The organism is Streptomyces sp. NPDC052687, assembly GCF_040678395.1.
GTDB lineage: Bacteria > Actinomycetota > Actinomycetes > Streptomycetales > Streptomycetaceae > Streptomyces.
On the sequence record NZ_JBFATR010000017.1, the window covers coordinates 1 to 13,573 of the forward strand.

Genomic DNA, 13,573 nt, shown 5'->3' on the forward strand with positions numbered 1-13,573 from the left:
GCGGGGGGGCGGTTCGGGTGGGGGCGCGCGCCCGCCCCCGGCCCCCCCGCCCCCCCCCCGTCCGGCCCCCCCCCGCGGTCTCGACGGGGGGGCCCCCACCGCATCGAGACCGTCCGAGCCGTGACCTCTCACGCGGAGGGCCGAGGCCCGGCCGCCCGGCGAAGCCGGTTGGCGACCGCGAGGCCCAGCCCCTCCTCCACCGGCAGCGACGCGACGATGAGATCGCATCCCCGCTGGTCGAGGTCGCGCAGGAACCCGTACAGCCCGTGCGCGTAGGCGTCCATCGCGCGGGGGAGGGGGACCACGGCGTGCGCCTTCACCGGGGCGTCCGCGTGGGAAGGGGGAAGGAAGACGCCGACCCGGTGGCCCAGCTCCTGCGCGAGCTCGGCTTCGGCGACGACCTTCTCCGGCTCGACGAGGACGACCCGTGCCCGCGGGGCGTAGTGCGACGGGTGCTGGCCCGGCACCCGGACGGCGCTCGTGGACGGGACGGCGACCGGGTGCCCCAGCACCGCTTCGAGGTCCTCGCGCGTCACCCCGCCGGGCCGCAGGATGCTCGGGACCTCGCCCGTGACGTCGACGATCGTCGACTCGACACCGACCTGACAGGGGCCACCGTCCAGCACGAAGTCGACGGCGTCACCCAGCTCCGCCCGGACGTGTTCCGCGGTGGTGGGGCTGACCGAGCCGAAGCGGTTGGCGGACGGGGCCGTGACACCGCCGCCGAAGGCCGACAGCAGCGCCAGCGCGGCAGGGTGATCGGGCACCCGCACGGCCACCGTCTCCAGGCCACCCGTCGCCTCCAACGGCACCCGCCGACCGCGCCGCAGCACCAGGGTCAGCGGCCCGGGCCAGAACCGTTCGGCCAGCAGGCGCGCCGTCGCGGGCACGCCCTCGACCCAGTCGTCCAGCTGGTCCGCGGCGGCGATGTGGACGATGAGCGGGTGGGACGGCGGCCGCCCCTTGACCTGGAAGATCCGCGAGACGGCCCTGGGGTCCTCGGCGTCGGCGCCCAGCCCGTAGACGGTCTCGGTCGGCAGGGCCACCAGGCCTCCCGCGCGCAGCACACCAGCTGCCTTCTCGATGTCGCTGGTCGTTGCCGCCACCCTCGTGATCCTTTCCGTTCCGCCGCCACGCCCGAGATCTCATCGGTGCGCGACGACGCATGTACGCCCTTGCGGTTCTCATGATGCCGAATCCCGCCTGCCACCCGACACGCGGTGGGGGACCGAAGGCCCGGCGTATCGACCGCCGCGGCCCTGACCGTGACCGCGACCGGCCGCGGGGGCCGGCCGGCGTGTGTCCGCGGCGAGCGGTGTCCACCGCCGCACCGCCCCACCGTCACGGCGGCCACCGTGGTCTCCGTACCGCCGCAGCCGCAGCCGCAGCCGCAGCCGCAGCCGCAGCCGCAGCCGCAGCCGCAGCGGCTGCGCCAAGTGGGTGCTGTCCGTGTCCGGCACCGTCCGACGTGCCGCCCCTCGGGGGAGGGAAGAAGAGCCGACGGCCGATCGGCCGTCGGGTGTGACACCCCCCCGTCAGCACCATCGGAAGGCACGACCTTGGCATCGAGCACTCACCCAGACCTGTCCGGCAGACGAGCACTGGTCACCGGCGCGGCGCGCGGCCTGGGGGCGTCCATCGCCCGCCGCCTGGCCGCGGCGGGAGCGAGCGTGTGCCTCGCCGACGTGCGCCGTGAAGACGGCGAGAAGATGTGCGCCAGTTTGGCCGTGGAGGGCCACGACGCACGGTTCGTGGAGCTGGACGTCCGCGACGCCGATGCCGTCGCCGCGGTGATCCGGGACCTGGAGCAGGACGGATGGCCGGTGGACATCCTGGTCAACAATGCCGCCGTCGACGTCAGCAAGCCGATCGAGCACCTGACCGCCGAGGAAGTCACCCGCGTGGTCACCACCAACCTCCTGGGCCCGATGTACCTGTGCCTGGCCCTCTACAGGCGCATGGTGAGCAGAGGGAACGGCCACATCGTCAACATCCTCTCCACCGCGTCCAACCGGACCTGGACCGAAGCCGGCCCCTACTCGGCCAGCAAGACCGGCCTGCGCGCCTTCACCCACACCCTGTTCAAGGAAGCCCAGCGCGACTGCCTCGGCGTCGGCGTCACCGGCGTCATCGCCGGCGGCATGGAAACACCGTTCATCCTGGAGCGCTTCCCGGACACCGACACGTCCAAGCTGCAACACCCGGACGTCGTCGCCGACGCGGTGCTGTGCGCCTTGTCCGTACCCCCGACCAGTGTCATGCCGGAAGTGGTCGTCGTTCCCCGCAGCGAACCGTCCTGGCCGTGAAGCGGCACCGCTCGGCGCGCGTTCCGACTCACCTTCCTGACCCGCTCATCTGAGGCCCCTGGGGCTCGGGTGGCGTTCGTATGCTTGTGCGGCGCGAGCCGGGGAACCCGGAACGCCGGATCGACCCGCGCGGCAGCGACAAGGCTGCACGCTGCGGCGGTCGACCGGCTACCGGCTGACTCGGGCAAGGGGAACAGGCGTGACGTTGCGCATCGGTGCAGAGGAAGAGTTCCACGTGGTGGACGTCGAGAGCGGGCAGCTGGTGCCACGGGGCCGCGCCGTTCTGGACCGCCTGGACAGACCCGGCTTCACGACGGAGCTCCAGCAGTCCGCGCTGGAGAGCAACAGCCAGGTGCATCACACACTCGGCGACCTGTACGCGGACCTGGCCGGGGCCAGACGCCGGCTCGACGCGGCGGCGTCCTCGCTGGGGCTGGCCGTGGTGGCGGCCGGCACCGTGCCGCTGGCCCGGCTCAGTCCGCGGGACGTCACCGAGAACGACCGTTACCGGCACATGGCCGACGAGTACCGCAAGGTCGCCGACGAGCAGCTCATCTGCAGCGCCCAGGTGCACGTCGACGTGCCCGACCGGGACACCGCCGTACGCGCCATGTGCCTGGTGTCCCCGTGGCTCGCACCCCTGCTGGCCCTGTCCGCGAGCTCGCCGTTCTGGCTCGGTGCGGACACCGGTTACGCCAGCTGGCGCACCATGCTGTGGCAGCGCTGGCCCACCGCCGGGCCCGCCGGCTGCCATGCGAACGCGCAGGACTACGACGCCGCCATGGAGGAGCTGATCACCTCCGGGGTGATCAGCGACGCCGGGATGATCTACCACGACGTACGGCCCTCCGCCCACCAGGGCACCCTGGAGCTGCGTATCTGCGACGCCTGCCCGCGGGCGGAGACGGTGGTGCTGGTCGCCGGTCTCTTCCGGGCACTGGTGCACGACGCGTGCGAACGGCTGGCGCGCACCGACGGGCCGCTCTGTGACGGCCGGCACGAGTGGCTGCGCGGCGCCACCTGGCGCGCGGCCCGCTCCGGCCTGGAGGGGGACCTCGTGGACCCCGCGACCCGGCGGGCCGGGCCCGCCCCCGAGGTGCTGCGCCGCATGCGGGACCGCCTGCGTCCGGCGCTGGAGGCGTCCGGTGACTGGGACACCGTGCACACTCTGCTGGAGGAAGCCCTCGCGGAGGGGAGCGCCGCCCACCGGATGCGGAGCGCGGCCGCTGCCGAGGACCTGCTCGCCGGCGTCGACCTGATGGTCGACGAGACCCGCGGTGGGCGAGCGGGACGGCGCGTCGCCCCGGCCACCCGCCTGCCGGACAGCCCGGTGCGCACCGGCGATGCCCGCCCGTACCGCCGCAGGACGGCGGCCGGGGGCGCGGTCGGCCGATAGCGGAATCGATTCCGCCCTCGCCCCACCCGCACTTCCTCCACCCGCACTTCCCCCACCCCGACTTTCCCCCACTTTCCTGGTCGCGTCGGCGGCACACCGCCGGGCGACCGCGGTGCCGGCCGGGACCGGCCGGCACCAGCGTTCCGACCGAGGAGGACATCCACCGTTATGCAGTCGTCGTTCCCGTCACCCTCCGGCTCGCGCGCGGTCATCGTCGTGTCGCGATCCGGCCCATCTGAGGACGCCACCGGAAGGGGGTCCGTCTGATGTGCGGTCTGAGTGGCGAGATCCGTTTCGACGGCGGGCGACCGGACATGGCGGCGGTCGAGCGCATGACCGACCGGCTCGCCCCCCGCGGGCCCGACGGCCGTGGTCTGTGGTGCCAGGGGCCGGTCGCGCTGGGGCACCGCAGACTCAAGATCATCGACCTGTCGGACAGCGGCGCCCAGCCCATGACCGACCCCCACGGCCGCGTGGCGGGCGTCTTCAACGGGTGCGTCTACAACTTCCGGGAGCTGCGCGACGAGCTGCGCGCCCTCGGCCACGGCTTCTTCTCGGACTCGGACACCGAGGTGGTGCTGAAGGCGTACGAGCAGTGGGGGACCGCCTGTGTCGAACGCTTCCACGGCATGTTCGCCTTCGTGATCGTCGAGCAGGACACCGGCCGGGTCGTACTGGCCCGTGACCGGCTCGGGATCAAGCCGCTGTACCTGGCCGAAACGCCGGACCGGCTGCGGTTCGCCTCCTCGCTGCCGGCCCTGCTGGCCGCCGGCGGGGTCGACACCTCGCTCGACCCGGTGGCACTGCACCAGTACTTCAGCTGGCACGCGACCGTCGCGGCTCCGCACACGGTCCTCAACGGAGTCCGCAAGCTGCCGCCCGCCACCGTGCGCGTGATCGAGCGGGACGGCACCTGCCGGGACCACCGCTACTGGCAGCCCGGCTACACCCGCCGTCCCGAGTACGCCGGACTGACCGCCGACGACTGGACGGACGCGGTCCTGGACGCGCTGCGTGCCGCCGTCCGCCGCCGGATGGTCGCCGACGTGCCGGTGGGTGTGCTCCTGTCCGGCGGCCTGGACTCCAGTCTCATCGTGGCGCTGCTGGCCGAGCAGGGGCAGCGCGACCTGGCGACCTTCAGCGTCGGCTTCGAGTCCGAGGGCGGTGAGGAGGGCGACGAGTTCCACTACTCCGACCTGGTCGCGCGCCACTTCGACACCCGGCACCACCAGCTCATGGTCCCCTCGGACCGGCTCTCCGGCGCCCTGGACGGGGCGGTGGCCGCCATGAGCGAGCCCATGATGAGCCACGACGTGGTCGCCTTCCACCTGCTGTCCGAGCAGGTCGCCAAGGAGGTCAAGGTCGTCCAGAGCGGCCAGGGCGCCGACGAGGTCTTCGCGGGCTACCACTGGTACCCCGGCATGGCGGGAGTGCCCCGGCAGCGGGCCGCCGACGCGTACATCGACACGTACTTCGACCGGACCCACGCCGACCTCGCCCGCATCCTCGAACCCGCGCTGCTTCCCGCCCACGACGTCTCGGGCGACTTCGTGCGCGCGCACATGGCGGCCGAGGGCGCCGAGACGGCGCTGGACGCCGACCTCCGGCTGGACACGCACGTGATGATGGTCGACGACCCGGTCAAGCGGGTCGACAACATGACCATGGACTGGGGCCTGGAGGCCCGCGTGCCCTTCCTCGACCACGAACTGGTCGAGCTCGCGGCCGCCTGCCCACCCGAACTCAAGCTCGCGGACGGCGGCAAGGGCGTACTCAAGGCGGCCGGCCGCAAGGTGCTGCCGCGCGAGGTCGTGGACCGGCCCAAGGGCTACTTCCCCGTCCCCGCCATCAAGCACATGGCGGGTCCCGTCCTGGAGCGCGTCCGTGACGCCCTCACCGCGCCCGAGGCGAAGGCCCGTGGCGTGTTCCGCCAGGACTACGTCGCCGACCTCCTCGCCGCGCCTGACGCCCATCGCACCAGGCGAGGGGCGAACACGCTGTGGCAGGTGGCACTGCTGGAGATGTGGCTCCAGACGCACGGAGTCAGCTGACATCAGCCGCCCGGCAGGGCAGGCGGCACCCGAGCGATGTCCCACACGTGCTCAGGCGGCAGGGCACCGACGCGGCTCGCGCTCGTCCGCGGGCCGCAGGGCGGCATGCGTGCTCCGAGCGGACGGGCCGACGTGCGTCACCTGATCCCCTGTGAACAGGATGTCCATGCCGGTTCGCCCCGCCGATCGATTCGATGGCCGGGGCAGTCAGACAGCAAGGAGACCGCCATGGCAAGCATCAACCCGATCGACCTGCAGAAGGCCCTGAAGGGCGCCGAATACCCCTCCAGCCGCGATGACCTGGTCACGCTCGCGAGGGACAACGGCGCGGACGACACCCTGGTCGAGAAGCTCGCCAACGCTCCGACGGAACAGTTCGACGGCCCTGACGACGTCCAGAAGGTCGTGTTCGACAAGGAGTAACCCCTACGCCGCGGGACCGGCGCCGGCCCCTCCGAGAAGGAACGGGGCCGGCGCCGCCGCCTGGAACCGAACGGCGGCGGACCCCTGTGGCGGCTGTGATGACCGGACGCCGGCGGGGCAGGAGGGTCACGGACTGAGGGAGGCGGACATGGGGCGTGACCGGATCGGACTGGCGGAGCTACTGGCGGCAGCGGAGGAAGCCGCGCCGGTGCGTTCCCTCGACGTCGTGGCGCACCATCTGCGCGAGCGGTTCGGAGCCCGGTACGTCTCGTTCCTGTTCGTGGACATCGTGGGCCGACGCCTGCTGCGGGTCCACGAGGAGAAGGCCACCCCACAGGAGCACGGTCCTGACCAGGTGCGCTTGGCCGGGAGCGTCTACGACCGGGTCCTGCGCAGCCAGCAGCTGGTGCAGGTACCGGACGGCGCACAGGGGCGTCGGGTGCTCGCCCCGGTCACCAACCGCGGCGACGCCATAGGAGTCCTGGAGCTGCTCCTGACCGACGTCACGCAGGACATGCTGGAGCAGGTCGAAGAGGCGGCGCACGCGCTGGCGTACATCATCGTCACCGACCGCCGCTTCACCGACCTCTACCACTGGGGCAACCGCACCGTGACCGTGAGTCTCGCGGCGGAGATCCAACGCCAGCTCCTGCCCTCGGCTCCCTCCTGCGAATCCACCGAGTTCGCCCTGGCCGGCGCACTGGTCCCGGCCTCCGACATCGCCGGCGACACCTACGACTACAGCCTCGACGAGCGAACCCTGCACCTGTCGATCACCGACGCCATGGGCCACGACGTCGACGCCTCCCTCATGGCCACCCTCGTGGTCAACGCCTCGCGCGGGGCCCGCCGTGCCGGCGCCGACCTCGCCGAGCAGGCCCGGCAGGCACACCAGGCGCTCCTCGACCACGGCCGCCGCACCTTCGCCACCGGCCAGCTCCTGCGCATCGCCCTGGACGGCACCGGCGCCCAGCTCGTCAACGCCGGACATCCATGGCCCCTACGGCTGCGTGACGGCGCCGTCGAGGAAGTCGGGCTGCGCGTCGACCTCCCCTTCGGCGTACGCGTACAAGGCGCGTACCGGGTGCAGGACCTCGACCTGCGCCCCGGCGACCGCCTCGTGCTGCACACCGACGGCATGCAAGAACGCCAGGCGGCGACCGTCGACCTGGCCGCTCTCATCCGTGACACCGCTGCCGAACACCCCCGCGAGGTGGTGCGTGCCATGGTCACCGCGGTCACCGAAGCGTGCAAAGGCCAGGTGAGGGATGACGCCACCGTCCTGTGCCTGGACTGGCACGGCCCCGCATAGGGGTGCGCGCGAAGCCGCTCACCCGGCGTGGGGTACGTCGGCGCCCCGCCCCCGCTGCTGTGCGTCGACCCGGCCGCACACCGGTGGGCGCGTGGGGCCCACGCCGGCGGGTACACGGCCCATGGCAGATCCTCTGCAGGCGGACCTCTGCGCCGCCGGATGAGGGGGAGCGTCATGGAGGCGTCATGCCGATGATCCACGTCCTGGCCGCCGTCTCTTCAGGGCCATGCCGGCCGTACGAGGCGTCGTCGGTGTCCGGGCGAGCGCACGGGCCCCGGTGATGTCCGCCATGGTTGACGCTCGTGCGGCACCGCTCATGCTCGTCAGGCTGATGGAGGCGAGCCATACCGTCACGCTGGAGCAGTTGCCCGAGCTGATCGCCGGGCACGCCGCCGAGGTCGGCATCCACGACACGGCCGTCTTCCTCGTCGACATCCGTGAGACGGTGCTGCGCCAGCTGACCGGGGTGGGGCCGGACGCCGGTGACGGCGGTGAGGAGTTCACCGTTGAGGGCAGCGTGCCCGGCCATGCCTTCCAGCGTGTGGACGTGCTCGCCGAGCCGGCGACGGTTGGTGCGTCGCCGCGGCGGCGATGGTGGGTGCCCGTGACCGACGGCGTGGAACGCGTGGGCGTGCTGCGGGCCGACACCGACATCTCAGCCGACGACGAACCGACCCGCCAGGTGCTGCGCGCCCTGGCATCGATGACGGCCCTGCTCGTGCTCAGCAAGCGCTCCTTCAGCGACTCCTACGCCCGTCGGGTCCGCACCGAGCCGATGAACGTGGCCGCGGAGATGCAGTGGAACCTCACCCCGCCCCCCGCGTACGCGGGCCAGGACGTCACCGTGGGCGCGGTCATGGAACCCGCCTACCAGGTCGGCGGGGACGCCTTCGACTACGCCGTGGCCGGCAGCACGCTGCACCTGGGGATCTTCGACGCCATGGGGCACGACACCACCGCCGGGATCACCGCCAGCGTCGCCGTCTCCGCCTGCCGCAACGCCCGCCGCCACGGCGCCTCACTGGCCGAGACCAGTGAGTTCGTCGAGCAGGCGCTGCTCGAGCAGTTCGGTGCCCGTGGTTACGTCACCGGCATCCTGGCCGACCTCGACGTGAGCACCGGGCGGCTGACCTGGATCAACCGCGGCCATCACCTGCCCATCCTGATCCGCGGCAACCGCTGGACGACCGAGCTGGCCTGCCCGCCGGCCGGACCCATGGGCACCGGCCTGGGCCTGCCGGTGACCGAGTGCATCGAGCAGCTCGAACCCGGGGACCGGGTACTGCTCTACACCGACGGTGTCACCGAGGCCCGCGACGCCCTGGGCAGGGAGTTCGGACGGGACCGCTTCGTCGACTTCATCCGGCGTCATCACTCCGGCCGGCACACGCTGCACGAGACCCTGCGCCGGCTGATGGCGGCCGTCATCGCTCATCACGGCGGGAAACTCGACGACGACGCCAGCGTCCTGCTCACCGAATGGCGCGCCGGCCACCAGAGCGAGCTGACGCCATGAGCGAGCGGAGTCCAGGGGACGGGAACACCGGTGCCCGCCTCGCGCAGCCTTCGGTGAGCGGCCTCGCTGACGCACCCTGCCGAGCGCGGTGTGTCACTGACCTCCGGCCGGTGGGGGTGCGGTGCCGCGCAGGCGGTCGAGGCGGGTGACGACCGGGCCGGCCGTGACGCCGTGCAGCACGACGGAGGCCAGCACGGTGAACGTCACCACCGCCCACACCTCCCGTGGCGACACCGCGAAGCCCTGCTGACCCAGGGCGTAGGCGAGGTAGTAGAGCGAACCGATACCCCGGATGCCGTACCCCGCGATCACCCAGCGCTCCTTGTTGCCGAGGCCGGTCCCGAGCAGCCCGGCCCAGCCGGACAACGGCCTGATCACCAGCAGCACGGCCAGCCCGGCGACGGCCCCCTGCCAGGTCAGCGCGGCGAGCCCGCCGAGTGCGATGAACGCGCCGAGCAGGAACAGCACCACCGCGGTGAAGAGGCGTTCGATCTGCTCGACGAAGTCGTGCAGGACGTTGTGGAAGCCGTGCGCGCGCTCGGCCGCCCGGATCGAGCACGCGGTGGTGAACACGGCGAGGAAGCCGTAGCCGCCCAGCAACTCGGTGACCCCGTACGACAGGAACGTGGCGCCCAGGGCGACGAAGCCCTCCCGGTGCTCGGACAGCCTGAGCACCGGTGAGCGGGCCTGGAAGAACAGCCAGCCCAGCAGGCGTCCGACCAGCCACCCGCTCAGCACCCCCACCGCGCACCTGAACGCGACGTCCTGTGCCAGCCACGCGCCGACCCAGTCGCCCGACCAGCCGCCGCCCGCCGCCGCGGCCAGCGCGACCGCCGCATACGTCAGGGGGAAGGCCAGCCCGTCGTTCAGTCCGGCCTCGCTGGTCAGGGCGAACCGCACCTCGTCCTCGTCGTGCTCGTCCTCGGTGGGCTCACCGACCCGCACCTCGGAGGCGAGCACCGGGTCGGTGGGTGCCAGCACGGCGGCCAGCAGCAGCGCCGCGGCCGGCGGCCAGTCCAGCAGCCACCACGCCACCAGCCCCGTCAGGGCGACGGTCAGCGGCATCGTCACGCCCAGCAGCCGCCAGGTCGTCGCCCACCGGCGCCGGCCGACCGGCCGGTTCAGCGCCAGCCCGGCACCCATCAACGCGACGATCACGCAGATCTCTGTGATGTGCTCGGCGAGCAACCGGTTCTCCACCGGGTCGATCGCGGGCAGCGGCAAGGGCAGCAGATACACGACGATGCCGCCCGCCAGGAACACCAGCGGCATGGACAGCGGCCGTCCGGCCACCACCCGGGGCAGCACCGCCGCGAGCAGCGCTCCCACTCCCAGAAACGCGAACACCGCGTCGGCTATCGTCACTGCGCCGGCCCTCCTCTCCGCATGCCCGCAGAGGCGGCCCCTGGGCCCGTACTGCGGGAAACCGCCGCTGGTCACCTCCGGCGGCCCCCGTCCGCGTACCCAGGTCGGCGTACGGCATGATCAAGACCGGGCAGCACCTGAGAAGAAGGGCGTCCCGCGGGGGCGGGCGGACGGGTGCCGCGGCCCGGCGCGGTGTGCCCAGGATGCCGGGTTCCGCCACTCAGGCCTTGTTCATCCCCCGCAGCGCCTAGTCTGGTGCCGCACACCCGCCTCAGCGGCACGAAGGAGCGTCCCGATGCACGGGTCCTGCCAGTCCGGGAGCGGCGAAGCCGCGGGGGATCGCCATGTGGCGGTGGAGTACTCCAGTGACGACGAGTGGGCGGGCCACCTCGTGGCCTTCGTCCGAGCCGGGCTGGAGCAGGGCGAGCAGATGCGGTACTTCTCGGACGCCACCGAACCGGACCGGGTGACCCGCACGCTCATGGACCGGGGCGTGGACGCCGCTGCCGCGGTGCGGCGCGGACAGCTCGTGGTGGCCACCGCCGACGAGACGTATCTGGCCGGCGGCCGGTTCGACCCCGACATGATGGTCGGGCTGTGGCACGAGGCCGTGGCGGCCGCGGCCGCGCAAGGGTTCCGGGGCCTGCGAGCGATCGGTGAGATGTCGTGGGGCGGCCGGGACATATCGGGCGTCGGGCGCCTGCTGGAGTACGAGCTGCGCATCCACCACGAGGTCTTCGAGCGGTTGCCGCTGCGAGCGTGGTGTTTCTACGACCGGCGCCTGCTGCCCCGCGACGACCTGAGCGTCCTGGTGGGCGCGCACCTGAAGAGGTCGGCCGCCGGGTCGGCCGGGCACGGGCGTCGGGGGCTGTCGGCGGCTCCGCTGACGGGCCCGCCGGGATTCCGGTGGGCCGGTTCGGCCGGTTACGAGAGCCGTCGCGTCGTCGACTCGGCGGCGGCCGCGCTCGCCGCGTCGCCCGTACAGGAGATCATTCTGGACCTCTCGGGCCTCGACCACCTCGACGTCGCGGCCCTGGCCCGCATCGCCGACGCGGCCCGCCGGCGTCCCACCGGCCCGCCCGTGCGCGTCCTCGGGGCTCCGCCGGCCCTGCACCGCATGCTGCGGCTCTTCCCGGAACTCGGCGCCGGCCTGGAGGTGGCCGAACAGTGACCGCTCGTACGGGGCTGACCCCCGTGTCCGCTCGGGAAGACGTGCCCTTCCGCCACCCCGCTCTCTTCTACAGCACCGAGAGCGACTACATCGAGGGCGTCGGCGCCTTCGTCCGCGGGTCGGCGGCCCGCGCCCGACCCGTGCTGGTGGCCGTCCCCGGGGTACGTCTGTCCCAGCTGAGGGACCTGGCCGGCGACGGGCACGGCGACATCACCTGGGTCGACATGCGGCGCGACGGACGCAACCCGGGGCGCATTCTCTCGATGCTCCAGCAATTCGCCGACCGGCACGCGGACCGGGACCCGGTCATCGTGGGGGAGCCCATCTGGGTGGGGCGCACGCCCGCGGAGATACGGGAGGCCACCCGTCACGAGGCGCTCATCAACCTGGCCTTCGCCGGCCGGCGCGCCACCATCCTGTGCCCGTACGACACAGCCCTGCCCGCACGGGTGCTGGAGCAGGCTCACCGGACGCATCCGGTCATCGGCGAACGGACCGGGTACCGGCCCAGCCCGCACTACACGGACCCGCACGCGGTCTGCCGCGACTGCGACGCGCCCCTGCCCGAACCGGTGGACCCGGAGGTGCTGCCCTTCGACGAGTGGCTCCTCGCCGACGTACGCGACGCCACCAGGAAGTGGGCCGAGTCGGCGGGCCTGTCACCGGACCGCCGTACCGACTGGCTGCTCGCCGTCAATGAGGCCACCGGCAACTCGGTACGCCACGGTGGCGGGCACGGCGTCCTGCGTCTGTGGCACACGGCCGGCTCGGTGGTGGCCGAGGTGGCGGACCGCGGCCGGTTCCCGGATCCGCTCATCGGCCGGCGCCGGCCCGATCCGCTGTCCCCCGGTGGCGGCCGAGGGGTGTGGATGATGCACCAGCTCTGCGACCTGGTGGAGATCCGGACACCGTCGTCCGGACTGATCGTGCGCCTGTACATGTCCCTGGAGTGATCCGTCTCGCACGACGAAGTTCCAGGAATGACGCGCCGAGTCGGGGGTAGGCGCGCCTTCGCCGGCCGATTGCTCCGGCGGGTACGAATCGAACGACCGGCGAAAGGGGCGCGTGATGGCGACGACCGTGCAGGCTACTGACCAGGCGGTGGACGTTCCGGTGGACGTTCCGGAGGTGACGGACCCGTCCAAGGTGGCACCCAAGGACGCACGGGAGCTGTCGCGACTGTTCTTCGAACAGCTGGCGCTGCTGGAGGAGGGGACCCCCGAATACCAGTACGCGCGCAACACGCTGATCGAGATGAACATGTCCCTGGTCCGCTTCGCGGCCGGCCGGTTCCGCAGCCGGGGACCGGAGGAGATGGAGGACATCGTCCAGGTCGGCATGATCGGCCTCATCAAGGCCATCGACCGGTTCGAGATCTCCCGCGAGGTGGAGTTCACCTCCTTCGCGGTGCCGTACATCGTCGGCGAGATCAAGCGGTTCTTCCGCGACACCTCCTGGGCGGTCCACGTGCCGCGCCGCCTGCAGGAGGCCCGGGTGCAGCTGGCCCGCGCCACCGAGGAACTGCGCAGCCGGCTGGGACGCAACCCCACGACCAAGGAGCTGTCCGAGCTGATGTGCCTGCCGGAGGAGGAGGTCGTCGAGGCCCGGCTGGCGTCCAACGGCTACAACTCCGCCTCCCTCGACGCCGCCATCCACGGCAGCGAGGACGGCGAGGCGGCCCTCGCCGACTTCATCGGCACGGAGGACGCCGCACTCGAGCTGGTCGAGGACTTCCACGCCCTGGCCCCGATGATCGCCGAACTCGACGAGCGCGAACGGAAGATCATCCACTGGCGTTTCGTCGAGGAGCTCACCCAGGCACAGATCGGCGAACGCCTCGGCGTCTCGCAGATGCACGTCTCCCGCCTGATCAGCCGCCTCCTGGCCCGCCTGCGCGAGGGCATGCTGAGCACGACCTGACGGCCGGACGGCCGGGACCTGGCCGGCCGTAAGCCTTCCGGACCCGTTGCCCGGTGCTGCTCGGACCCGTTGCGGGGTGCTGTTCGGACCCGTTGCCGGGTCCGTACCACCCG

At 72.4% G+C, this 13,573-nt stretch carries 11 protein-coding genes; 9 read left to right on the plus strand and 2 right to left on the minus strand.

The genetic code is table 11. The features are described from left to right. Nucleotides 1-128: 128 nt before the first annotated feature. Nucleotides 129-1,106: an L-threonylcarbamoyladenylate synthase gene (locus AB0K92_RS16535; protein WP_365923400.1), complete on the minus strand. Its 978-nt coding sequence runs from the start codon at nucleotides 1,104-1,106 to the stop codon at nucleotides 129-131. 453 nt (nucleotides 1,107-1,559) lie between these two features. On the opposite strand from AB0K92_RS16535, the gene AB0K92_RS16540 reads away from it, so the two are divergent. The 6 genes from AB0K92_RS16540 to AB0K92_RS16565 all read left to right on the plus strand — a co-directional run bounded on the left by AB0K92_RS16540 (nucleotide 1,560) and on the right by AB0K92_RS16565 (nucleotide 9,004). After that, the gene (locus AB0K92_RS16540) at nucleotides 1,560-2,306 is read left to right on the plus strand and encodes an SDR family oxidoreductase (protein WP_365923402.1); all 747 of its coding nucleotides are present in this window, start codon (nucleotides 1,560-1,562) and stop codon (nucleotides 2,304-2,306) included. 199 nt (nucleotides 2,307-2,505) lie between these two features. Next, nucleotides 2,506-3,702: a glutamate--cysteine ligase gene (locus AB0K92_RS16545; protein ID WP_365923407.1), complete on the plus strand. Its 1,197-nt coding sequence runs from the start codon at nucleotides 2,506-2,508 to the stop codon at nucleotides 3,700-3,702. Nucleotides 3,703-3,968: 266 nt separating this feature from the next. Then, the gene (locus tag AB0K92_RS16550; protein ID WP_365923409.1) at nucleotides 3,969-5,753 is read left to right on the plus strand and encodes an N-acetylglutaminylglutamine amidotransferase; all 1,785 of its coding nucleotides are present in this window, start codon (nucleotides 3,969-3,971) and stop codon (nucleotides 5,751-5,753) included. Between the two features lie 228 nt (nucleotides 5,754-5,981). Beyond that, nucleotides 5,982-6,176 (plus strand): DUF2795 domain-containing protein, encoded by a 195-nt coding sequence (locus tag AB0K92_RS16555; protein WP_166003892.1) that lies wholly within the window; start codon nucleotides 5,982-5,984, stop codon nucleotides 6,174-6,176. Nucleotides 6,177-6,324: 148 nt separating this feature from the next. Next, a complete protein-coding gene (locus AB0K92_RS16560; protein ID WP_365923411.1) occupies nucleotides 6,325-7,488 on the plus strand; it encodes a PP2C family protein-serine/threonine phosphatase in 1,164 nt (387 codons plus the stop codon). 289 nt (nucleotides 7,489-7,777) lie between these two features. Next, nucleotides 7,778-9,004: a PP2C family protein-serine/threonine phosphatase gene (locus AB0K92_RS16565; RefSeq protein ID WP_365923413.1), complete on the plus strand. Its 1,227-nt coding sequence runs from the start codon at nucleotides 7,778-7,780 to the stop codon at nucleotides 9,002-9,004. Nucleotides 9,005-9,097: 93 nt separating this feature from the next. Here AB0K92_RS16565 and AB0K92_RS16570 read toward each other — a convergent pair whose 3' ends face one another. Next, nucleotides 9,098-10,369, minus strand: a complete 1,272-nt coding sequence (locus AB0K92_RS16570; RefSeq protein ID WP_365923415.1) for a cation:proton antiporter — start codon at nucleotides 10,367-10,369, stop codon at nucleotides 9,098-9,100. Between the two features lie 352 nt (nucleotides 10,370-10,721). Between AB0K92_RS16570 and AB0K92_RS16575 the strand changes: the two genes are divergently transcribed. From AB0K92_RS16575 to AB0K92_RS16585, 3 genes are all read left to right on the plus strand, one after another. Next, nucleotides 10,722-11,540 (plus strand): MEDS domain-containing protein, encoded by an 819-nt coding sequence (locus AB0K92_RS16575; protein ID WP_365923417.1) that lies wholly within the window; start codon nucleotides 10,722-10,724, stop codon nucleotides 11,538-11,540. After that, the gene (locus tag AB0K92_RS16580) at nucleotides 11,537-12,493 is read left to right on the plus strand and encodes a sensor histidine kinase (protein ID WP_365923419.1); all 957 of its coding nucleotides are present in this window, start codon (nucleotides 11,537-11,539) and stop codon (nucleotides 12,491-12,493) included. The genes AB0K92_RS16575 and AB0K92_RS16580 overlap by 4 nt, the downstream gene beginning before the upstream one ends. A gap of 115 nt (nucleotides 12,494-12,608) precedes the next feature. Beyond that, nucleotides 12,609-13,460, plus strand: coding sequence for an RNA polymerase sigma factor SigF (locus tag AB0K92_RS16585; protein WP_365923421.1), 852 nt, complete (start codon nucleotides 12,609-12,611; stop codon nucleotides 13,458-13,460). The last annotated feature ends 113 nt before the right edge of the window (nucleotides 13,461-13,573 follow it).